Here is a 21,127-nt window from a genome sequence, read left to right as displayed (position 1 = left end):
GATTGAGTCCGGGTAGGTAGAGCAATACCCAACCGCCGGGGGGCCGGTGCCACAAGCACCGGCCCCCCGGACGGTGTCCGCGTCCGGTAGGCTCCCACGCTCGCACGCGGGGGTGCCTAGGGAGACTAGAGACTCGTCATGTTCCGTTACATAATCCGGCGGTTGTTGATCTCAATTCCGCTGTTGATCGTCGCTTCAATCCTCTGCTTCGGACTAGTGAACGCCATGGGCGATCCCCTTGGTGAGTGGAAGCTCGCGAAGCCGAGAACTCCGGCGGAGATCACCGCCGCTTACGAGCGGACCGGCTACGACAAGCCGTTCGCGGAACGCTACGTCGACTGGGCCGGCAACTTCGTGACCGGCGACTGGGGCGAGTCCGTCGTTCCCGGCAACGCCGGCAAGCCCGTCAAGGACGAGCTGGTCAAGGCGTTCGGCGTGACGCTGCGGCTGATCCTCGGCGCCGAGTTGATCGCGCTGCTGCTCGGCATCGCGGTCGGCGTCATCGGCGCGGTCAGACAGTATTCGATATTCGACTACACCGCGACCGGAATATCGTTCGCGATGTTCTCGATGCCGCTGTTCTGCGTGGCCCTGGTGCTCAAGGCCGGCGGCATCAAGCTGAACGACTGGCTGGAATCCCTCGGCGCCGACCGGTGGATCATCACGGCGGGTCCGCCGGGTGACGGCTTCAGCGGCGGCTTCGGCGAGCAGCTGTTCCAGTACAGCGGCGCGTACATCCTGCCGACGATCTCGCTGGTGGTCATCCAGTTCGCGCTGTACAGCCGTTTCCAGCGGGCCTCGATGCTGGAGACGCTGAACGCCGACTACGTGCGCACGGCGCAGGCGAAGGGCATTTCGCAGGGGCGGTCCATCTTCCGGCACGCGTTCCGCAACGCCCTCATCCCGATCATCACGGTGTCCTCGCTGAACATCGGCGCCGGCTTCGGCGGCGCGGTCATCACCGAGACGGTCTTCAGCTGGTCGGGCATGGGCAAGTTCATCGTCGAGGCGATCGAGATGAAGGAGCCCTACCAGGTCCTGGGCTTCATGATGCTCACCGCCGTGTTCATCATCGCGTTCAACCTGATCGCGGACATCCTGTACGCGTTCCTGGACCCGAGGATTCGCCTTGACTGAGATCGGTTCCCCCGTGGCGCAGGCGCCCGCGCCCCCGCCGGGCGAGGCGAGCACGTTCGACACGACCACGGCGCGCAAGCAGTGGCAGGTCATCCTGCGCCGGTTCGCCCGGCACAAGGCCGCGCTGTTCGGCCTGATCCTGTTCGTGATCCTGGTCCTGTTCGCGTTCTTCGGCGGCCTGTTCTGGAAGTACCCCTACACGGACCTCGGCTTCAAGCGGTACCTGCCGCCCAGCGCCGACCACCCGTTCGGCACGGACCGGCTGGGCGGCGACATGGTCGCCCTGATCATCCGCGGCACGCAGTTCTCGCTCCAGATCGCGATCGTGGTGGCCGTGCTGTCCACCGTCATCGGCGTGGTGCTCGGCGCGCTGGCCGGGTACATGAAGGGCTGGGTCGACACCCTGATCAGCCGCTTCATCGACCTGCTGCTGGTCATCCCCAGCCTGATCATCGCGGCCGTGCTGGTGCGCAACAGCTTCGTGGTGTCGGTGGCGGGCGGCAGCGGCGGCAGCAACTGGCTGATCGTCGCGCTGTACCTGGGCCTCATCGGCTGGCTGTCGATCGCCCGGGTGATCCGCGGCATGGTGCTGTCGCTGCGCGAGAAGGAGTTCGTGGAGGCCGCCCGCGCGCTGGGCGCGTCCACGTTCCGGATCGTGTTCCGGCACATCCTGCCCAACACCATCGACGTGATCATCGTGAACGCCACGCTGGCGATCGCGCAGGCGGTGCTGCTGGAGGCCGCGCTGTCGTTCATCGGCCTCGGCGTGCAGAGCCCGGACACGTCGCTGGGCCTGATGATCAGCCTGAACAAGAACGAGCTGACGCTGCACCCGTGGTTGTTCCTCACCCCGTTCGTGTTCATCGTGCTGATCTCGCTCGCGGTGAACTTCATCGGCGACGGTCTCCGGGACGCCTTCGACCCGCGGCAGAAGAGGGTGAAGGCATGAGTGAGGTGGACGTGATGGGCGCGCCCGAGTCGTCGGCGTGGGGCAACACGACCGGCGAGAAGCTGCTGCGGGTCGAGAACCTGTCGGTGGACTTCCCGACCGACGACGGCACCGTGCACGCGGTGCGCGACGTGTCGTTCACCCTCGGCCCCGGCGAGGTGCTGGGCATCGTGGGCGAGTCGGGGTCGGGCAAGTCGGTGTCGTCGATGGCGATCATGGGCCTGCTGCCCAAGACCGCGCGGATCGGCGGCTCGATCAAGTTCAGGGACCGCGAGCTGGTCGGCCTGAACTACAAGCAGATGCAGCCGGTGCGCGGCAACGGCGTGTCGATGATCTTCCAGGACCCGATGACGTCGCTGAACCCGGTGTACACGGTGGGCTGGCAGCTCGCCGAGGCGCACCAGGCGCACCACGACGTGTCGAAGAAGGCGGCCTGGGCCAAGGCCGTCGAGGCGCTGGAGCTGGTCGGCATCCCGCAGCCGGACCGCCGTGCGGCGCAGTACCCGCACGAGTTCTCCGGCGGCATGCGGCAGCGCGCGATGATCGCCATGGCGATCATCAACGACCCGGACGTGATCATCGCGGACGAGCCGACCACGGCGCTGGACGTGACGGTGCAGGCGCAGATCCTGGACACGCTGCTGCGCATCCGGGACGAGACGAGCGCCGGGATCATGGTCATCACGCACGACCTGGGCGTGGTGGCGGGCATGGTCGACCGCGTGCAGGTGATGTACGGCGGCACGGTGGTCGAGCAGGGCACCGTGGACGAGGTCTTCGAGGCGCAGCGGATGCCGTACACGGTCGGCCTGCTGGGTTCCATCCCGAACCCGGAGATGCTGGGCAAGCGGCTCACCCCGATCAAGGGCGCGCCGCCCTCGCTGATGAACCTGCCGCGGGGCTGCTCGTTCTCGCCCCGCTGCCCGCTGGCCATCGACGAGTGCCGCGAGACCGAGCCGCTGCTGCTGGAGACCGACCGGGCAGGCCACTTCGCGCGGTGCCACCGCTCCGCGCACCTGGCCACGATCGAGAACCCGCAGCGGCTGTTCGCCCACGACGAGATCGGCGTGGTGGAGAACCCGGCGGCGCTGACCATGGCGAACCCGGGCATGCCGGTGAGCGAGGACGTCGACGTGGTGGAAGCGCGGCTGCACGAAGAGGAGAAGCCGACGTCATGACGACCTCGACTGACTACAACCCCCAGGCCGGGGGACTCGACTCCGGCGGCCGTCCGGGCGAGAACCCGCTGCTGGAGGTCAAGGACCTGGTCAAGTCGTTCCCGGTGCGCGGCGGCGGCATCATCCCGCGCACCGTGGGGCAGGTCCAGGCGGTGTCGGGCGTGAGCTTCGACCTGTACCCGGGCGAAACGCTCGGCCTGGTCGGCGAGTCGGGCTGCGGCAAGTCCACCACCGGCCGGGCCATCCTCCAGCTGCACAAGCCGACGTCCGGCTCGGTGCGGTTCGAGGGCCGCGAGCTGACCACCCTGCGCGGCAGCGGGCTGCGGCAGGTGCGCCGGGACATGCAGATCGTGTTCCAGGACCCGTACGCCTCGCTGAACCCGCGCTGGCAGATCAACGAGCTGATCTCCGAGCCGTTCAAGATCCACGGCATGCCGGAGGGCAGCGGCAAGGACGTGCAGCACCGGGTCAACGAGCTGATGGAGCTCGTCGGCCTGAACCCGGAGCACCGCAACCGGTACGCGCACGAGTTCTCCGGCGGCCAGCGCCAGCGCATCGGCATCGCCCGCGCGCTCGCGCTCAACCCGAAGCTCGTGGTGCTGGACGAGCCGGTGTCCGCGCTGGACGTGTCGGTGCAGGCGGGCGTGGTGAACCTGCTGGAGGAGCTGCAGGAGCGCCTCGGCCTGGCGTACCTGTTCGTGGCGCACGACCTGTCGGTCGTCCGGCACATCTCCGACCGGGTCGCCGTGATGTACCTCGGCAAGATCATCGAGATCGGCGAGCGGGAGGACATCTACGCGCGGCCGATGCACCCGTACACGCAGGCCCTGCTGTCCGCGGTGCCGGTGCCGGACCCGAAGGTGGAGCGCCGCCGTCAGCGGATCGTGCTCACCGGTGACGTCCCGTCGCCGGTGAACCCGCCCTCGGGCTGCCGCTTCCGCACCCGCTGCTGGAAGGCGCAGGACATCTGCGCCGTCGAGGAGCCCAAGCTGGAACGGCGCGGCGACGGCCAGGGCACGCTCTCCGCGTGCCACTTCGCCGAAGTCGTGCCTGTGTAGATGGCCGCTGCTCCGCAGACGGCAGGCTCGGTCGCCTGAAAGTCGACCGTTCGCGCCCCGTTCCCGGCGATCGAAGAGCGTGATCGCCGGGAACGGGGCGCGAACGGTCGACGCGACCTCGCGGGGTCGGTCGCGACCTGCCGACTTCCGGGCGACCTCGCCGCCGCCTGCGAAGCAGCGGCCATCGAACACAGCGAAGCGGCGGCCATTTACTCTGATCCGGTGACGCTCACTGCTCCACCACGGTTGCTGCTGGTACACGCACACCCCGACGACGAAAGCCTGTGGACGGGGGGCACCATCGCCCACTACTCGGCGATGGGCGTGCACGTCACCGTGGTCACCTGCACCCTCGGCGAGGAGGGCGAGATCATCCCGCCCGCGCTGCGGGAGCTGACCGCGGACGCCGCCGACCAGCTGGGCGGGTACCGGGTCGCGGAACTGCGGTCGGCGTGCGCCGCGCTGGGCGTGACCGACCACCGGTTCCTCGGCGGCATCGGCCGCTGGCGGGACTCCGGGATGGCGGGCGTCGAGGCCAACCAGCACCCGCGCGCGTTCGTCAACGGCTCGCTCGACGAGCAGGTCGCCGCGCTGTCGGACATCATCACGTCGGTGAAGCCGCAGGTCGTCGTCACCTACGACGCGTTCGGCGGCTACGGCCACCCCGACCACATCAGGGCGCACCAGATCACCGCCGCGGCGGCCGTCGACGTCGACCGGGTGTTCCACGCGGTGACGTCCCGCGCGGCCACCGAGGCGGGCGCGGCGGCGCTGGCGGAGATCGCCGACCTGCCGTGGCGGCTGCCCGAGCCGGGCGAGCTGCCGGTCACCGACGACGCCGCCATCACCACCGAGATCGACATCTCCGAGCACCTGGTCGCCAAGCTGCGGGCGCTGCGCGCGCACTCCACCCAGATCAGCGTGTGGCAGGACGGCTCCGGCCGGGCCGCCTACGCGCTGTCCAACGGCATCGCGCAGCCCGTCGTGCAGGCCGAGCACTACGTGCTGGCCAAGGGCCCGGCGGCCGGCGCCGAGGCCGACCTGTTCGGGGGGCTCGATTGATCGATCGCCTGGCTCTCGCCGGGATCGCGGCGGCGGCGTTCGTGCTCGCGGTGCTGGAGCTGTTCTTCCTGCCGCTGCGGTTCGACGGCACGCTGCTGCCCCGGGTGGACGACCTGCCGTTCCCGATCACGGTGCTGGTCGCGGCCCTGACCACGCCGCTGCTGGTGCGTGCCGCGTCGGAGCACGCGCGCCGCACGGTGGCCGCGGTGTCGCCGCTGCTGGTGTGGGCGGGCACGCTGCTGCTGTTCGGGGCGTTCGGACCGGGCGGCGACGTGGTACTCCTCAACGACTGGCGCACGCTCGTGCTGTTCGCGGGCGGCGCGTTGCCGGGCGCCATCGCGGTGGGCGCCTTCCTGGGGAGGAGGGTTGGTGCCCGAGACGATCACTGACCGGGACGTGGTGCGGGCGCTGCGGCCGTTCGTCCGCGCGACCGGGCCGCTGCTCGACACCCTGCGCGACGCCAACCTGCTCGGCCTGCGCGACCGCGAGGTGGAGCGGGACGCCGACCGCAAGCTCGTGGACAAGCTGTGGGACCAGCTGGCCTCGGTGCCCGTGCCCGGCACGGCCGCGTGGGCCCGGATGGACGTGCGGCAGCGCGACGAGTTCTGGCTCAACCGGGTCGGCAGGCTGGTGTCGCTGATCGCCGCGATCCCCGGCATCGGCGGCGCGCTCGCCGACCGGCTGCCCATCCAGTCCGCGCTGGGTGCGGCGGGGCAGGGGCTGCTGCTGTCGGCGATCGCGGGCGAGCACGGGTTCACCTCCACCGAGGACCGGGTGCGGCTGCTCGCGCACGTGCTGTTCCAGCGCGAGGTCGACGGGCTGCCGGTCGACCGGGACAAGGAGGACGAGCAGACCGCCGAGCTGACCGAGGAGCTGCGGGAGCGGTCCACGTTCCGGGCGATCGGCGCGACGATCTGGAAGCTCGCCAAGGTCCTCTGGAAGCTGGAGGACGAGCTGGACAAGCGCCCGCAGGGCAAGCTCTACCACCAGGCGCTCGGCATGCTGCCCGTGGTGGGCGTGGTCGGCGACTACTTCGGCGAGCGGTCGGCGTTGAAGCGGGTCCGCAAGGTCGCCTACGAGTGGTTCGCCACCCAGTAGCGGTAGCGGTGGTGCTCGACGCAGCCCAGCGACTCGTAGAGCGAGATCGCGGGCTTGTTGTGCTCGGCCACCTGCAGGGCGCACGTCGTCGCGCCGCGTTCCAGCCCCCACGCCGCCAGACCGCCCATCAGCTCGCGGGCCAGGCCGAGCCGGCGCGCCCCGGGCCGCACCGCGAGCCGCGCCACGTGCAGCAGGTCGCCGACCACGGCGCCGCGCACGGCGGCCAGCACCACCCCGTCCCGCTCGACCACGCCGAACCCCACCACCGGGCCGGACGCCAGCACGTGCCGCTGCGCGGGCGTGGGGTCCGGTCGCGCGGTCAGCTCCCACCATCCGGGAACCGGTGCTCCGAGGATGCTCACCTCGGCCGACTTCGGGGTGGCGAACCCAGCCGGCCGGCCGGTCATCACCAGCGACTCGACGCCGCCCGGGTGGTCCACGTCGACCCGCCAACCGGCCGCCCCGACCCGGCTCTCGACGGGCGCCCCGACCACCACGTGCGCGGTCGGCGCGATGCCGTTGGCGGTGGCGGTGGCGAAGTCGATCACCTCGGCGAGCGCGTCGGCAACCGGCAGACCGGGGTCTCCCGTGGTCAGGGCGCTGTTCGCGCGCCCGGTGAACCCGCCCGCGGCCCGCAGCCGCCACTGGCCGAGCGGCCGGTCGACCAGCGCCGGCCACGCGTCCGCGCACCGCTGCTCCAACTCGACCACCGCCCGCACCCCCGCATCGTGCCCGGCGCAGGTGGGTGGCGGTCTGTGAGCTGCGGCACGGTGCTGATAAGGCGAGCCTGACCGTTGGACAATCGAATCCGCCGCGTACTCTCCGGCTTGCGCGGTGTGGACCAGAACAAGAGCAGGAGAGCGCAGTGACCTATGTGATCGCCCAGCCGTGCGTGGACGTGCTCGACAAGGCGTGCATCGAAGAGTGCCCCGTCGACTGCATCTACGAAGGCGACCGGATGCTCTACATCCACCCGGATGAGTGCGTCGACTGCGGTGCTTGCGAGCCGGTGTGCCCCGTGGAGGCCATCTACTACGAGGACGACGTGCCGGACGAGTGGAAGGAGTACACGAAGGCGAACGTGGACTTCTTCAACGAGCTGGGCTCCCCCGGTGGCGCGTCCAAGGTCGGCAAGGTCAGCGCGGACCCGCCGTTCATCAAGGCCCTCCCCCCGCAGGCGTCGCACGAGTGACCTCTCGCACCACGCGGCGGCTCCCGGACTTCCCCTGGGACTCGCTGGCCGACCACGCCGCCAAGGCGCGCACGCACCCCGGCGGCGTGGTCGACCTGTCCATCGGCACCCCGGTCGACCCCGTCCCCGAGCTGATCCGGGACGCCCTCGGCTCGGTCGCCGACGTGCCCGGCTACCCGACCACGCACGGCACGCCCGCGCTGCGGGAGGCCGTCGTCGGCGCGCTGGCGCGGCGGCACGGCGTCACCGGCCTCGACCCGGCGGCGGTGCTGCCGACCATCGGGTCCAAGGAGCTGGTGGCGTGGCTGCCGACGCTGCTCGGCCTCGGACCGGGCGACGTGGTGGCCATCCCGGCGCTGTCGTACCCGACGTACGAGGTGGGCGCGCGGCTGGCCGGCGCCTCGGTGGTGCGGCTGGCCGACGGCGAGCCGCCGCCGCCCGGCACGTCGCTGGTGTGGCTGAACTCGCCGTCCAACCCGACCGGTCGGGTGCTGTCGGCGGCACGGCTGGCTCAGGCCGTGGCCGACGCTCGCGCGGTGGGCGCGGTCGTCGCGTCCGACGAGTGCTACCTGGCGCTGGCGTGGACGGCGTCGCCGGTGTCCGTGCTGGCGCCGTCGGTCAGCGGGGGGTCGCCGGAGGGGCTGCTGGCGGTGCACTCGCTGTCGAAGTCGTCCAGCCTGGCCGGGTACCGGGCGGGGTTCGTGACCGGCGACCCGGCGCTGGTGGCGTCGTTGCTGGAGGTGCGCAAGCACGCCGGGATGATCGTGCCGCGGCCCGTGCAGGCGGCGATGACGGCGGCGCTGGACGACGACGCGCACGTGGCCGTGCAGCGCGAGCGCTACCGGGCGCGGCGTGACCTGCTGCTGCCCGCGTTGACCGCGGCGGGGTTCACCGTCGACCACTCCGAGGCGGGCCTGTACCTGTGGTCGACCCGGGGCGAGGACGCCTGGGACACCGTCGCCTGGCTGGCCGAGCGCGGCATCCTGGCGGCGCCGGGCACGTTCTACGGCCCGACCGGCGACCGCCACGTCCGCATCGCCCTGACCGCCACCGACTCCGCCATCACCACCGCCACCACCCGCCTCACCCCCTGACCCGAGAGTCCAACGCTCAAGCCGCGAGAGTCCAACGTTCGCGACCCCTGAGTTCAACGCTCGGACCGACCGCTCGGTCTGCCGAATGTTGAACTCAGGTGCGCTGAGCGTTGGACTCTCGTGCTCTGAACGTTGGACTCTCGTGCGTTGAGCGTTGGACTCTCGCGGGTTAGTCGTTGGAGTGGAGGGCGGTGTTCAGGGCGACGCCGGAGCCCTTGCGGGGGAGGACCTTGACGGCGCCGGTGGTGGAGTCGCGCAGGAACAGCAGGCCGGACATGCCGGACAGCTCACCCGCCTTGACGACCGCGCCGTCGGCGCCGGTGACCTTGGTGCCCGCGGTGACGTACAGGCCCGCCTCGACCACGCAGTCGTCACCCAGCGAGATGCCCACGCCGCCGTTCGCCCCGATCAGGCACCGCTCGCCGATCGAGATGACCTGCTTCCCGCCACCGGACAGCGTGCCCATGATGGACGCCCCGCCGCCGACGTCGGAGCCGTCGCCCACGACCACACCGGCCGAGATGCGGCCCTCCACCATCGACGCGCCCAGCGTCCCGGCGTTGAAGTTCACGAAGCCCTCGTGCATCACGGTCGTGCCGGACGCCAGGTGCGCGCCCAGCCGCACGCGGTCCGCGTCCGCGATCCGCACGCCCGTCGGCAGCACGTAGTCCACCATCCGGGGGAACTTGTCCACGCCGTGCACCGACACCGGCCCGCGCGAGCGCAACCGCAGCCGCGTCTGCTCGAACCCGTCCACCGCGCACGGCCCGAAGTTCGTCCACACCACGTTGTTCAGCAGCCCGAACACGCCGTCCATGTTCGCGCCGTGCGGCCGGACCAGCCGGGACGACAGCAGGTGCAGCCGCAGCCACACGTCGTAGGTCGAGGTGGGCGCGTCGGCCAGCGACCCGATGCCGACCCGGACGCCGATGACCTCGACGTCGCGCTCGGCGTCCGCGCCGAGCTGCTTGGCGGCGGCCTCGCCGAGCGCCGCCGACACCTCCGCGGACGACAGCAGCGCCACGCCGGCCTCCGCGTCACCGAGCGACGGCGACGGGAACCACGTGTCCAGCACAGCGCCGGTGGGGGTGACGGTGGCGAGTCCGACGCCGTACGCGCCGGTGGGATTTGCGGTGCTCACGGGTGCCAACGGTAACGTGCTCCGAGTGGCCGACACCCTGCACCTCGCCGCCGATCCCGTCGCGCTGACCGCCGCGCTGGTCGACGTCCCCAGCGTCTCCGGCGACGAGGAGCGCATCGCCGACCTGGTCGAGCGCGCGCTGCGCGAGCAGACCGCCCTCGAAGTCGTGCGCAACGGCAACGCGGTGCTGGCCCGCACGAACCTCGGCCGCCCGTCCCGCGTGGTGCTGGCGGGCCACCTGGACACCGTGCCGATCAACGACAACCTGCCGTCCCGGCTGGAGGACGGCGTCCTGCACGGCTGCGGCACGGTCGACATGAAGGGCGGTGACGCGGTGATGCTGCACGTCGCCGCCACCGTCGCCGAACCGCGCCACGACCTCACCTTCGTCTTCTACGACTGCGAGGAGGTCGAAGCCGTCCGCAACGGCCTGGGGCGCGTCGAGCGCGAGCTGCCGGAGTGGCTGGCGGGCGACCTGGCGATCGTGTGCGAGCCGTCCAACGCCGTGGTCGAGGCGGGCTGCCAGGGCACCATGCGGGTCGACGTGCGCACGTCGGGCGTCCGCGCCCACACCGCCCGCGGCTGGATGGGCGTGAACGCGATCCACGCCCTCGGCGAGGCGCTGCGCCGGCTGGAGGCGTACGAGGCGCGCGAGGTCGAGATCGACGGCTGCCGCTACCGGGAGGGCCTGCAGGCGGTGCGGATCGGCGGCGGCGTCGCGGGCAACGTCGTGCCGGACGAGGCCGTGCTCGCGGTCAACCACCGCTTCGCGCCCGACCGCACCCCCGAGCAGGCCGAGCGGCACCTGCGCGAGCTGTTCGACGGCTACGACGTCACGGTCACCGACTCGTCCGCGGGCGCGCTGCCCGGCTTGACCGCGCCGACCACCCGGGAACTGGTCGAGGCCGCCGGCGGCGCCCCGGTCGCCAAGCTGGGCTGGACGGACGTGGCCCGGTTCGCCGCCCTCGGCATGCCCGCGGTGAACTTCGGCCCCGGCGACCCGACGCTGGCGCACACCCAGCGGGAACACGTCCCGGTGAACGACATCGGTCGGTGCGTCGAAGTCCTGCGCCGCTTCCTGGGCTGAGCGCGCGCCGCGGCTAGACTCCCGGCAATGACGGATGGCGTGGACGAGCACCCCAGGGAGAAGCAGCGCGGGCCGGTCGTCCTGCGGCGCGGGCGTCGCGACGAGCTGACCACGACGGACCAGCGGTTGCTGGACTCGCGCGGCCACAGCGACTGGGTGCACACCGACCCGTGGCGGGTGCTGCGGATCCAGGCGGAGTTCGTGGAGGGCTTCGGCGCGCTGGCCGAGGTGCCGAGCGCGGTGACCGTGTTCGGGTCCGCCCGCACCGGCCGCGACCACCCCGAGTACGAGATCGGCCGCAAGCTGGGCGGCGCGCTGGCCGAGGCCGGGTTCGCGGTGATCACCGGCGGCGGTCCGGGCGTGATGGAGGCGGTCAACCGGGGCTGCTCGGAGGCGGGCGGGTTCTCGGTGGGGCTCGGCATCGAGCTGCCGTTCGAGCAGGGCCTGAACCCATGGGTCGACCTGGGCGTGAACTTCCGCTACTTCTTCGTGCGCAAGACCATGTTCATCAAGTACTCGCAGGCGTTCATCTGCCTGCCGGGCGGGTTCGGCACGCTGGACGAGCTGTTCGAGGCGCTGACCCTGGTGCAGACGAAGAAGGTCACCAAGTTCCCGGTGGTGCTGTTCGGCAAGTCCTACTGGCAGGGCCTGTACGACTGGGTGCGCGACTCGGTGCTGGAGAGCGGCAAGGTCAGCGAGAAGGACCTCGACCTGCTCCACCTGACCGACGACATCGACGACGCGGTGCGCGTGGTCAACGAGGCGCACAAGGCGTGGGCGGACGCGCATTGATCACAGTGACCGTGTACTGCGGGTCGTTGAAGACGGTCCCGCGGAGCTACCTGGACCTGGCGGCCGACGTCGGCGCGCGCATCGCGGCCCGCGGCTGGTCGCTGACGTGGGGCGGTGGCCGCACGTCGATGATGGGCGAGGTGGCGCGGGCGGCCCGCGAGGGCGGCGCCCGCACCACCGGCGTGATCCCGCGCGGCCTGGTGGACCGCGAGCTGGCCGACTCCGACGCCGACGACCTGCTGGTGGTCGAGACGATGCGCGACCGCAAGGCGTTGATGGAGGCGCACGGCGACGCGTTCCTGGCGCTGCCCGGCGGCATCGGCACCTGCGAGGAGCTGTTCGAGGTGTGGACGTCGCGGGTGCTGTCCGTGCACGCCAAGCCGGTGGTGGTGCTGGACGTGGACGGCCACTACCAGGGTCTGGTCGCGTGGCTGGACGAGCTGCGGGAACGCGGCTTCGTGTCCCGGTTCGCGATGGACTCGCTGGTCGTCACCGACGACGTCGAAGCCGCGCTCGACGCGTGCGCTAGCTGACCCCGGCCCCCGCGAAGCCCCGGGCCGCGGCCAGCCGGGCGGCTTCCTCGGCGAACATGCCGACGTCCAGCGGCACGAAGGGCGAGACCTTCACCTCCAGCCGGGGGCCGACCGCCCTGGCCTGCCAGGTGCCCAGCACGTCGCCGTCGACGAGCAGCGCGCCGCGCCGGCCGAGGACGCGCCACACCTGCTTCTGGTGCGCCTTGTCGGGCACGAGCAGGTCGCGGTCGCGGGCGTTGAGGTACGGGTCGAGCGGCGGCAGCAGGCGCACCAGCTCGGGCTCCGGCGGGTCCTCGAACGCCGCCACCCGGTCGGCGGGCAGCCACGCCCGCTTGGAGAGCGCGACCAGGTCGTCCGGCCACGCGTCCTTCACCTCGCGCACCGGCGCGCCGAAGTAGGCCGCCACCTCCGACGGCCCGGCCGGGCCGTGCAGCCGCAGGTAGTCGCCGATCAGCGCCCCGAACCCGCTGGACGTCCGCGGCACGTCCGCGCGCCCCTCCAGCGGCACGAACGTGACGGTCCTCGCGGCCGGGTCGAACCGCAGCCCGGCGGGCAGCGCGGCGAGCCGGAAGACCGGGTCCAGCACGTGCGTGGCGTCGCAGCCCCGGCACCAGCCGGTCAGCTCGGGCCGCACCAGGGGCGTGAGCCGGGACGACGCCTCGCCCTTCGTCATCGGCCCGGTCACCACCTCGCGCAACGCCGACGCGACCTCGTGCAGCGCGGCCAGCCCGTCCTCGACCGGGGGCCGGCCCATCCGGGTCACCGCGTCGGCGTCGCTCAACGGCCACAGCCGGGCCGCCAGCGCCGGCACGTCGGCCGTGCGGTGCCAGTGCGGCGCGCCCCGCACGCTCCACGTGAGGGTGAACGCGTCCAGGTCGGGCGGTGGCGAGTCCAGCCGCGCGGCCAGCGCGGGCACGGCCGACCGCTCGGAGTCCTGCAGCCCGAGGTCGAACACCCGCAGGTCGGCCGGGCCGGCGGCGGTCCGGTCGAACTGGTGCGCGGCGACCCGGTAGGCGATCACCCGTTCCCGGTCAGCCAAGGTCGTGGTCCAGGGTGATCAGCTCGTGCTCCAGCCGGGCGGTGCCGGAGATGCCGGCCAGCTCGCCGGTGCCGGACCCCGGCACGACGTGGCCCCAGAACCGCTCGCCGGCCGCGGACATGATCGCGCCGTGCTGCAGCACGAACGTCCCCGACCGGCCGTCCAGCGTGCCGACGAACCGCTCGGTGCCCACGTAGCCCGCCGAGCCGTCCGACGGTTGGCACATCGTCAGCTCGGCGGTGCTCGTGCCCTCCAGCGCCCCGCTGTAGACCTTGTCCACGAGCGCCCGGCCCAGTTGCGGCTCCGCCTCGTCGTAGACGGTCTGGTCCCACCGGGTGATCTTGAACGTCGACTTCGATTCCATGCGGGGCATCCTGGCACCTGTTCGCGCCCGGTGCCGTCAGGCGCGGTCGGGCTCCGTGAGGTGTGGTCAGCCTCGCGGCACCGCCAGCCACGAGTCCGCGCCGAACGCCACCGACGAGCCCAGCGCGCTGGACCCCCGGTAGCGGGCGTCCACGGTGTCGACGACCAGCACCAGCCGGTTGCCCGCGGCCACGTTCCAGACCACCGGCTCCAGGTCGAGGTCGACGGTCCTGGTCGCGGTGCCGGTGAGCGTCACCGGCTTGTGCGTGACCAGCGCGCCCAGGCCGAGCGCGTTCACCTCGTAGAGGTAGGCGTAGAGCGTGGTCCGCGCGGCGCTGGGCGTCACGGTCAGGTGGGCGCGCGGCGTGCCGCTGACCGTGGTGGCGGTCCACCGCACGGGTCCGCGCCACACGGCCGCCGCGCCGCGGTCGATGAACGGCGTCGACACGCCGACCGGGACGTTCAGGAAGGCCTGGAGCGCGCCGGTCACCAGGACCGCGCCGCTCTCGGCGATGGTCGGCCACCCGGCGCCGATCCGGTCCGCGGCCAGCGGCACGGTGTCGGTCCCGGTGGTGGCCGCCGCCCAGGTCGGGAACGAGCGCCAGCCGCCGCCGTTGTTCGGCTTGACCTGCACGGGGTGCTCGCGGTCGATGCCGTTGGCCACGCCCTTGAGGTGGTGGTCGAACCAGCGGCCGACCGACGCCCAGATCTCGTTCGGCAGCCCGGCCGCGCCGAACAGCTCGGCGGTGGCGTGGTCGCCGGGCGAGAGCATGAGCCGCTTCGGGCCGGTCAGCGCGCCGAAGAAGTCGGTGACCTGGCTCGGCGCGAACAGCCCGTCGTTCCACGCGTTGCCGATCATCACGGCGGCCTTGATGGAGGACACCTTCGACGCGGGGGAGCGGGGCGGCGAGATGGGCAGCACGTCGGCGAACCGGTCCTCCCGGTAGGCGGCCTCCGCCTCGCGCAGCACCGGTCCGGGCCGGCCGGTCAGGTGCCCGGCGGCCATCAGCAGCTCGACGGCCTGGGCGCTGACCGTCTCGTTCGGGTAGAGCGAGCGGGCCAGGTCGGTCCACGTGCTCAGCGCCGCCACGGCCTTGACCCGCGGGTCGGCCGCGGCGGCCAGCAGGGACTGGCCCGCGCCGTAGGAGATGCCGCCGACGCCGACCCGCGCCGGGTCGCCGGCCGCGTGCGCGACGCCCCAGTCGATCACCCGGCTGACGTCGGCCACGGTGTCCGGCCCGGCGACGTCGATCTCGCCGCCCGAGTCGTGAAAGCCCCGGGAGGTGTAGCTGATCACCGAGTAGCCGGACTGGTAGGCGAGCTTGGCCGCCGCGCCGACGTACTCGATGTTGTTGACGCCCCAGCTGGACGGCAGCACGAGCAGCGGGAACGGTCCGCTGCCCTGGCCGGTCGGGGTGACGACGAAGGCCCGGAGCGGGGTGCCGCCCTGGCCGGGGATGGTCTCGTAGGACACCGCGAAGCCGGGTGCGGCCTGGGCGGGCGGCGCCAGGACGAGCGCCACGAGGGCGGCGAGGAGCAGGGCGGGTGATCGGCGCACAGGGTCCTCCTTGACCGTGACCGGGATCACGCAGGGTGTTACCGGCGAGTAAAGCGGATCTCTACTGGCGGGTAGCATCGTCTGTGACGCAGCTCACCGGCCCGGGTGACGTGGCACGATGCGGTCATGCGGTTCGGGTCACGAGAGGTCGCCGGGGATCGCGCGCTGGTGATGGCGATCGTCAACCGGACGCGCGACTCGTTCTACGACCGCGGCGCGACCTTCTCCGACGAGGCGGCGATGACCGCGGTGGACCGGGCGGTCGCCGACGGCGCGGACATCGTCGACATCGGCGGGGTCAAGGCGGGCGCCAAGGGCGAGGTGGTGGACGCCGCCGAGGAGGCGCGCCGGGTCGTGCCGTTCGTCGCGGCCGTCCGCGAGCGGCACCCGGACCTGGTGATCAGCGTCGACACGTGGCGGCACGAGGTGGGCCGCGCGGTGTGCGAGGCGGGCGCGGACCTGATCAACGACACGTGGGCGGGCGCGGACCCGGCGCTGGCGGAGGTGGCGGCCGAGTTCGGCGTCGGCATCGTCTGCTCGCACACCGGCGGCCTGCCGCCGCGCACCGACCCGCACCGCGTCCGGTACGCCGACGTGGTGGCGGCCGTGGCGGCGGAGCTGGTGGAGCGGGCCGAGCGGATGGTGGCGCTGGGCGTGCCCGCGGCGGGCGTGCTGATCGACCCGACGCACGACTTCGGCAAGAACACCTGGCACGGCCTGGAGCTGCTGCGCCGGCTGGACGAGCTGGTCGCCACCGGGTGGCCGGTGCTGATGGCGTTGTCCAACAAGGACTTCGTCGGCGAGACCCTGGGCGCGGAGGTGGCCGACCGGGTGGACGGCACGCTCGCGGCGACGTCGGTGGCCGCGTGGGCGGGCGCGAGGGTGTTCCGGGCGCACCAGGTGCGGCAGACCCGGCGGGTGGTGGAGATGGTGGCGAGCATCGCCGGCGCCCGGCCGCCCGCGCGGGCGCTCAGGGCGTTGGCGTAGATGTCGGACTGGTTCGCCGCCAACACCTGGCAGAGTCCTTCGTGGACGGTCGAGGAGCTGTTGGCGCGCAAGGGCGGCCGCACGGTCAGCGTGGTGCTGCCCGCGTTGGACGAGGAGGCCACGGTCGGCGACGTGGTCGGCGTGGTGCGCCCGCTGCTCGGCGGTCTCGTGGACGAGCTGGTGGTGGTGGACTCGGGTTCCACCGACCGCACAGTGGCGCGGGCGGCGGCGGCCGGCGCGCGGGTCGTGCACCGGACCGACGTGCTGCCGGAACTGGCGCCGCGACCGGGCAAGGGCGAGGTGCTGTGGCGGTCGCTGGCGGCCACGACCGGCGACCTGCTGGTGTTCCTGGACTCCGACCTGGTCGAACCGGAGCCGGACTTCGTGCCCGCGCTGCTCGGCCCGCTGCTGACCCGGGACGTGCACCTGGTGAAGGGCTTCTACCGGCGTCCGCTGCGGCTGGAGGGCACCGGCGGCGGCCGGGTCACCGAGCTGGCCGCCCGGCCGCTGCTGAACGCGCTGCGGCCGGAGCTGGCGGGCGTCGTGCAGCCGCTGGGCGGCGAGTACGCGGGCACCCGCGAGTTCCTGGAGTCGGTGCCGTTCGCGCCGGGGTACGGGGTGGAGATCGGCCTGCTCCTCGACGCGCACGCCCGCTACGGGCTGGACGGGATCGCGCAGGTCAACCTGGGCGTGCGCAAGCACCGCAACCGGGACCTGCACCAGCTGGGGCCGATGGCGGCTCAGGTCGCGGTGACGGCGCTGCGCCGCTGCGGCGTGCCGGTGTCGTCGTCGTTGACGCAGTTCGTGCCGTTCGACGGCGAGTGGCTGCCGTCGCCGGTGGACGTGCCCGCCGAGGACCGGCCCGCCATGCGCTCGGTGCTCCAGCGGTCGCGGTAGTGGCCGGGGATCGCCAGCAGCTCGGCGTGAGTGCCCTCCTGGGTGATCCGGCCGTCCTCGAACACCAGGACCCGGTCGAAGTCGACCAGCGGCGCGAGGCGGTGGGTGACCAGGACGACGGCGCCGCGGGCGTGGTCGAGGACGCGGCGCAGGACGGCGTCGCCGTGCTCGACGGCCAGGCCCTCCACCGGCTCGTCCAGCAGCAGGACGTCCGGGTCGGCGAGCAGGGCGCGGGCCAGCAGGAGGCGTTGGCGCTGGCCGCCGGACAGCGCGTCGCCGTCCTCGCCGACGACGGTGTCCCACGGGACGTCCAGGTCGACCAGGGCGGCCACCCGGTCCAGGTCCTCCGACGGGGCTTCGGGGCGGGCCAGGCGGACGTTGGCGGCCGCGGTGGCGTGGAAGACGTGCGCGTCGTCCAGGACGCCCTTGGCGACGCCGGGGTGGTTGGCGGCCAGGGCGCGCAGGAACGTGCTCTTGCCCGCGCCGCTCGGACCCACGACGCCGACGCGGCCGGCGGGCAGGTCGAGGCGGGCCGGTTCGGGGGCGGGCGGGGTGGCCAGCGCTTCGCGCACGCGCCGGACCGAAGGCCGGACCTCCGCCCAGCGCTGGGCGGCGGGCGTCAGCGGCAGCGCCACTTCCAGGACGGCGACCGAGCCGAGCACGACGTGCGCGGGCGCGCCGGACCGCAGGAGCGCCAGCGCCACGCCGAACTGCACGACCACGGCCAGCGCCGCCACCACCGCCGCGCCCGACCCGCCGCGCCGCTCGTGCCCGGCCAGGTCGTCGACCACCCGGCCGGTGGCGGCCAGCTCGCGGTCCAGCGCGCCGAACGCCGTCAGCTCCGCCGCGCCGTCCAGCAGCACGACGGTCCGCTCCGCCAACGCCGCCCGCAACGGCGCGAGCCGGCCCAGGTGCCGGACCGCCAGCCGGTGGGCGATGGCCGGGAGGACGCACGCGACGAGCAGGAACCCCACCGCCAGGGGCGCCGCGAACCCGGTGGCCGCCACCGCGACCACGCCGACGACCGCCACCACCACTGCGGGCAGCAGGCAGCGCAGCAGCGCGTCCTGCACGGAGTCCACGTCGGACACGAGCCGGGCCAGGGCGTCCCCGCCGGTCAGCGGTCGCCGCAGCAGGGCGTCGTAGACCCGGCCGCGCACCTCCGCCAGGTGCCGGAGGACCGCGGAGTGCCCGGCCAACCGCTCGGCGTACCGCAGGCCGCCGCGCGCCACGGCCAGCGCCCGCACGGCCACGATCGCCACCGCCAACGCCGACAGCGGCGGCTGATCGGCGGCCCGCACGACGAGCCAGACGGCCGTGGTCAGCAGCCCGATCCCGGCCAGCTCGGCGGCCACCCCGGCCACCACCGCGAGCACCAGCCGCCTCATCGAGGCGCCACCGCCCAGCCCGCCGCCGCCGAGTCCGCCGCTGCCCAATCCACTGCCGCCCGCTCCCAGCCACTTCACCGGAACACCACCGTCCAGCCCGCCACCGTCGAGTCCGCCGCGCCCAGCCCCAGCCGTCTCACCCGAACACCACCGCCCAGCCCGCCGTCGTCCAGTCCGCCCAGCCCCAGTCCGCCTCGCCCCAGTCCCCGCCGTCTCACCGGAGCACCACCACCCGGTCCACCTCGCCGAGCACCACCGGCCGGTGGGCGACCACCAGCGCCGTCCGCCCGGCCGCCAGCCGGCGCGCGGCCCGCAGCACCACCTCCTCGGTCCCGCCGTCCAGCCGGGACGTCGGCTCGTCCAGCAGCAGCATCCGCGCGTCCTCCCGCACCAACGCCCTGGCCAGCGCGACCCGCTGCCGCTCGCCGGACGACAGCGGGTGCTCGGCGTCCACCAGGTGCCCCAACCCCACCTCGACCGCCGCCGCCCGCGCGTCACCGCCCGAGGACCCCAGCGCGATGTTCGCCCCGACCGTCCCCGGGAACAGCGTCGGCCGCTGCGGCACCCAGGCGAGCTGCCGCAGCCACGACTCCCGGTCGACCTCCCGCAGGTCCACCCCGCCCACCAGCACCCGCCCCGACACCGGCGTCACGAACCCCAGCAGCACCGCCAGCAACGTGCTCTTCCCGACCCCGCTCGGCCCGACCAGCGCCACCCGCTCACCGGGCGCGACCCGCAACGACACGCCCGCCAGCGCGGCCCGCCCCGGGTAGCGGACCACGACCCGGTCCACCACGACCTCGGCCGTCCGCAGGTCCGGCGCGACCACCCGGCCGACCGACACCGCGGCCTGCCCACCGGTCCGCTCACTGGCCCGCACCGCCTCCAGCACCGCCAGCCCCTCGGCCGAGGCGTGGAACTGCGCGCCGGCGGCCCGCAGCGGCAGGTACGCCTCCGGCGCCAGCAGCAGCACCAGCAGCGCCACCGACAACGTCACCCCGCCGTCCAGCAGCCGCAGCCCCACCGGCACGGCCACCAGCGCCACCGACAGCGTCGCCACCAGCTCCAGCACCAGCGCCGACAGGAACGCCACCCGCAACGTCCGCATCGTCGCCGCCGCGTGCGCCCCGGCCACCTCCCGCACGGTCACCGCCTGCGCCGCCGCCCGCCCGAACACCTTCAACGTCCCCAGCCCGCGCACCACGTCCAGGAAGTGCCCGCCCACCACGGCCAGCCCCGCCCACTGCGCCCGCGTCCGGTCCCGCGCGTGCGCGCCGACCAGCGCGGCGAACACCGGCACCAGCGGCAGGGTCAGCAGCACCACCACGGCCGACGCCAGGTCGGCGAACGACAGCCGCACCACCACCGCCACCGGCACGACCGCCGCCACCACGAGCTGCGGCAGGTACCCGGCGAAGTACGGCTCGACCGCGTCCAGCCCCTTCACCACCAGCGTCGCCACCGACCCGGCCCGCCCCGACGACCCGCACGAGTCCCGCAGCGCCCGCTTGCGCAGCGCGGCCTTCGCCGAGGCCGCGAACCGCTGCGCCACGACCCGCCCGCCCCACACCACGAGCCCGCGCGCGCCGACGACCGCCACCAGCCACCAGGCCGACCACGCGCCGGTCAGCACCGCTGCCAGCACCTCCGCCTGCGCCACCACGACCACCGCCGTGACGACCGCCAGCGCCGTCAGCACTGCCACGTACCACCGGTCAACGTGCCGCACGGGACATCCGCCACGTCGCCCACTGGAACACCAGCACCAGCGGCACCACCACGACCGCCGCCCACGTCAGCACCCGCAACGTCGGCAGGTCGGCCATCACCGGGACGGACACCACCGCCGCCGCGCCGAACACGCCCACCACCGGCAACGCGCACAGCAGGGCGCTGCACGCGAAGGCCACCGCGTGCCGACCCGCCCGCAACGCCGCCCAGACCCCGCCCAGCAACCCCAGCGCGCCCACCGCCGTCACCCCGAACGCGGGCTCGGGCACGGACCCGGCCGTCACCACCGCCGCCACCGCGAAACCGGCGCCCGGCAGCACGAGCGCGACCGCGATCCGCGTCGCCCGTTCCCGCAGCTCACCGGGTAACCGCCAGGCCAGGAACACCGCGCCGTGCAACGTGAACAACGCCAACAGCCCCGCGCCCCACAGCACCGGCGGCCCGCCGAGCACCCGCCCCAGCAGCACGCCCCAGCCGACCGCGACCACGAGCGCCCCGCCGACGAGCGGGAAGTCCCACCCGGGCGACCGCAGCTGCACCGCGACCGTGAAGCACACCAGCCCGGCCAGCAGCACCGAGAACACCGTGTGCTGCGACGACAGCAGCTCGCCCTCCAACCGGGGGAACGCGCCGAACAGCACGCCCACCGCCGCGACCAGCCACACCTCGTTGCCGAGGAAGAACGGCGCGACGGCCCGCAGCACCAGCCGCCGCTCCCGCTCGTCCCGCCCGACCAGCCGCAACAACACCCCGACCCCGTAGTCGAACCCGGCCAGCGCGAAGTAACCGCAGGTCAGGAACGCGAGCATGGCAACCCAGACACCTTCCACGACGTGCACCCCC

General features: G+C 73.3%; 22 protein-coding genes and 1 pseudogene. 14 read left to right on the top strand and 9 right to left on the bottom strand.

The features are described from left to right. Positions 1-138: 138 nt before the first annotated feature. The 7 genes from AB0F89_RS02955 to AB0F89_RS02925 all read left to right on the top strand — a co-directional run bounded on the left by AB0F89_RS02955 (position 139) and on the right by AB0F89_RS02925 (position 6,482). Positions 139-1,137 (top strand): ABC transporter permease, encoded by a 999-nt coding sequence (locus tag AB0F89_RS02955; protein WP_367132285.1) that lies wholly within the window; start codon positions 139-141, stop codon positions 1,135-1,137. Then, complete coding sequence (locus AB0F89_RS02950) at positions 1,130-2,086, top strand: ABC transporter permease (RefSeq protein WP_367132283.1); 957 nt, start codon at positions 1,130-1,132, stop codon at positions 2,084-2,086. Before AB0F89_RS02955 ends, AB0F89_RS02950 begins: the two co-directional genes overlap by 8 nt. Then, the gene (locus AB0F89_RS02945) at positions 2,083-3,264 is read left to right on the top strand and encodes an ABC transporter ATP-binding protein (RefSeq protein ID WP_367132281.1); all 1,182 of its coding nucleotides are present in this window, start codon (positions 2,083-2,085) and stop codon (positions 3,262-3,264) included. The genes AB0F89_RS02950 and AB0F89_RS02945 overlap by 4 nt, the downstream gene beginning before the upstream one ends. Then, positions 3,261-4,322 (top strand): ABC transporter ATP-binding protein, encoded by a 1,062-nt coding sequence (locus AB0F89_RS02940; RefSeq protein WP_367132279.1) that lies wholly within the window; start codon positions 3,261-3,263, stop codon positions 4,320-4,322. Before AB0F89_RS02945 ends, AB0F89_RS02940 begins: the two co-directional genes overlap by 4 nt. Before the next feature lie 222 nt (positions 4,323-4,544). Beyond that, a complete protein-coding gene (mshB, locus tag AB0F89_RS02935; protein WP_367132277.1) occupies positions 4,545-5,384 on the top strand; it encodes an N-acetyl-1-D-myo-inositol-2-amino-2-deoxy-alpha-D-glucopyranoside deacetylase in 840 nt (279 codons plus the stop codon). Further along, a complete protein-coding gene (locus AB0F89_RS02930) occupies positions 5,381-5,773 on the top strand; it encodes a hypothetical protein (RefSeq protein WP_367132275.1) in 393 nt (130 codons plus the stop codon). Before mshB ends, AB0F89_RS02930 begins: the two co-directional genes overlap by 4 nt. After that, positions 5,754-6,482 carry a hypothetical protein gene (locus AB0F89_RS02925; RefSeq protein ID WP_367132273.1) on the top strand — a complete coding sequence of 243 codons (729 nt, stop codon included), beginning with the start codon at positions 5,754-5,756 and terminating at the stop codon, positions 6,480-6,482. The genes AB0F89_RS02930 and AB0F89_RS02925 overlap by 20 nt, the downstream gene beginning before the upstream one ends. Here the strand turns inward: AB0F89_RS02925 and AB0F89_RS02920 are convergent. After that, positions 6,458-7,201: a GNAT family N-acetyltransferase gene (locus AB0F89_RS02920; protein ID WP_367132271.1), complete on the bottom strand. Its 744-nt coding sequence runs from the start codon at positions 7,199-7,201 to the stop codon at positions 6,458-6,460. The two genes, AB0F89_RS02925 and AB0F89_RS02920, sit on opposite strands and share 25 nt — an antisense overlap. Before the next feature lie 146 nt (positions 7,202-7,347). Between AB0F89_RS02920 and fdxA the strand changes: the two genes are divergently transcribed. Together fdxA and dapC are read left to right on the top strand one after the other, a co-directional pair. Continuing rightward, complete coding sequence (gene fdxA, locus AB0F89_RS02915; RefSeq protein ID WP_367132269.1) at positions 7,348-7,674, top strand: ferredoxin; 327 nt, start codon at positions 7,348-7,350, stop codon at positions 7,672-7,674. Continuing rightward, positions 7,671-8,768, top strand: a complete 1,098-nt coding sequence (gene dapC, locus AB0F89_RS02910; RefSeq protein ID WP_367132267.1) for a succinyldiaminopimelate transaminase — start codon at positions 7,671-7,673, stop codon at positions 8,766-8,768. The genes fdxA and dapC overlap by 4 nt, the downstream gene beginning before the upstream one ends. Positions 8,769-8,937: 169 nt before the next feature. On the opposite strand, the gene dapD is transcribed toward dapC, so the two are convergent. After that, positions 8,938-9,909 (bottom strand): 2,3,4,5-tetrahydropyridine-2,6-dicarboxylate N-succinyltransferase, encoded by a 972-nt coding sequence (gene dapD, locus AB0F89_RS02905; protein ID WP_367132265.1) that lies wholly within the window; start codon positions 9,907-9,909, stop codon positions 8,938-8,940. A 25-nt stretch (positions 9,910-9,934) separates the two neighbouring features. On the opposite strand from dapD, the gene dapE reads away from it, so the two are divergent. Genes dapE through AB0F89_RS02890 form a run of 3 tightly spaced genes read left to right on the top strand, consistent with a single transcriptional unit; the run spans position 9,935 to position 12,321 of the window. Next, positions 9,935-10,996, top strand: coding sequence for a succinyl-diaminopimelate desuccinylase (gene dapE / locus AB0F89_RS02900; protein WP_367132263.1), 1,062 nt, complete (start codon positions 9,935-9,937; stop codon positions 10,994-10,996). Positions 10,997-11,023: 27 nt separating this feature from the next. Continuing rightward, on the top strand, positions 11,024-11,788 hold the full coding sequence (locus AB0F89_RS02895; protein WP_367132261.1) for a TIGR00730 family Rossman fold protein: 765 nt from the start codon (positions 11,024-11,026) through the stop codon (positions 11,786-11,788). Next, a complete protein-coding gene (locus tag AB0F89_RS02890; RefSeq protein ID WP_367132259.1) occupies positions 11,785-12,321 on the top strand; it encodes a TIGR00730 family Rossman fold protein in 537 nt (178 codons plus the stop codon). The genes AB0F89_RS02895 and AB0F89_RS02890 overlap by 4 nt, the downstream gene beginning before the upstream one ends. Here AB0F89_RS02890 and AB0F89_RS02885 read toward each other — a convergent pair. Genes AB0F89_RS02885 through AB0F89_RS02875 form a run of 3 tightly spaced genes read right to left on the bottom strand, consistent with a single transcriptional unit; the run spans position 12,314 to position 15,281 of the window. Then, positions 12,314-13,360 carry a crosslink repair DNA glycosylase YcaQ family protein gene (locus tag AB0F89_RS02885; RefSeq protein ID WP_367132257.1) on the bottom strand — a complete coding sequence of 349 codons (1,047 nt, stop codon included), beginning with the start codon at positions 13,358-13,360 and terminating at the stop codon, positions 12,314-12,316. The two genes, AB0F89_RS02890 and AB0F89_RS02885, sit on opposite strands and share 8 nt — an antisense overlap. Continuing rightward, entirely contained in the window at positions 13,353-13,733 is a 381-nt protein-coding gene (locus AB0F89_RS02880) for a DUF3224 domain-containing protein (RefSeq protein ID WP_367132255.1), read from the bottom strand. Before AB0F89_RS02880 ends, AB0F89_RS02885 begins: the two co-directional genes overlap by 8 nt. 57 nt (positions 13,734-13,790) lie before the next feature. Beyond that, positions 13,791-15,281: a CocE/NonD family hydrolase gene (locus tag AB0F89_RS02875; protein WP_367132253.1), complete on the bottom strand. Its 1,491-nt coding sequence runs from the start codon at positions 15,279-15,281 to the stop codon at positions 13,791-13,793. A gap of 126 nt (positions 15,282-15,407) precedes the next feature. Between AB0F89_RS02875 and folP the strand changes: the two genes are divergently transcribed. Together folP and AB0F89_RS02865 are read left to right on the top strand one after the other, a co-directional pair. Then, positions 15,408-16,268 carry a dihydropteroate synthase gene (gene folP / locus AB0F89_RS02870; protein ID WP_367132251.1) on the top strand — a complete coding sequence of 287 codons (861 nt, stop codon included), beginning with the start codon at positions 15,408-15,410 and terminating at the stop codon, positions 16,266-16,268. Next, complete coding sequence (locus tag AB0F89_RS02865; RefSeq protein WP_367132249.1) at positions 16,269-17,165, top strand: glucosyl-3-phosphoglycerate synthase; 897 nt, start codon at positions 16,269-16,271, stop codon at positions 17,163-17,165. It begins immediately after the preceding gene. Positions 17,166-17,362: 197 nt separating this feature from the next. On the opposite strand, the pseudogene AB0F89_RS02860 reads toward AB0F89_RS02865, so the two are convergent. The 4 genes and pseudogenes from AB0F89_RS02860 to AB0F89_RS02845 all read right to left on the bottom strand — a co-directional run. Continuing rightward, positions 17,363-18,553 (bottom strand): annotated as a pseudogene (locus AB0F89_RS02860) (ATP-binding cassette domain-containing protein); the annotation flags it as partial. 74 nt (positions 18,554-18,627) lie between these two features. Continuing rightward, positions 18,628-18,771 carry a hypothetical protein gene (locus AB0F89_RS02855; protein WP_367132247.1) on the bottom strand — a complete coding sequence of 48 codons (144 nt, stop codon included), beginning with the start codon at positions 18,769-18,771 and terminating at the stop codon, positions 18,628-18,630. Continuing rightward, on the bottom strand, positions 18,768-20,282 hold the full coding sequence (gene cydD / locus AB0F89_RS02850) for a thiol reductant ABC exporter subunit CydD (protein WP_367132245.1): 1,515 nt from the start codon (positions 20,280-20,282) through the stop codon (positions 18,768-18,770). Before cydD ends, AB0F89_RS02855 begins: the two co-directional genes overlap by 4 nt. Next, positions 20,269-21,093 carry a cytochrome d ubiquinol oxidase subunit II gene (locus AB0F89_RS02845; protein ID WP_367132243.1) on the bottom strand — a complete coding sequence of 275 codons (825 nt, stop codon included), beginning with the start codon at positions 21,091-21,093 and terminating at the stop codon, positions 20,269-20,271. Before AB0F89_RS02845 ends, cydD begins: the two co-directional genes overlap by 14 nt. Positions 21,094-21,127: the final 34 nt, after the last annotated feature.

Origin of the sequence: Saccharothrix sp. HUAS TT1 (assembly GCF_040744945.1) — a bacterium.
Lineage (GTDB): Bacteria > Actinomycetota > Actinomycetes > Mycobacteriales > Pseudonocardiaceae > Actinosynnema.
The sequence above is the reverse complement of the archived record's forward strand: the minus strand, read 5'-3'. Positions and strand labels throughout refer to the sequence as shown.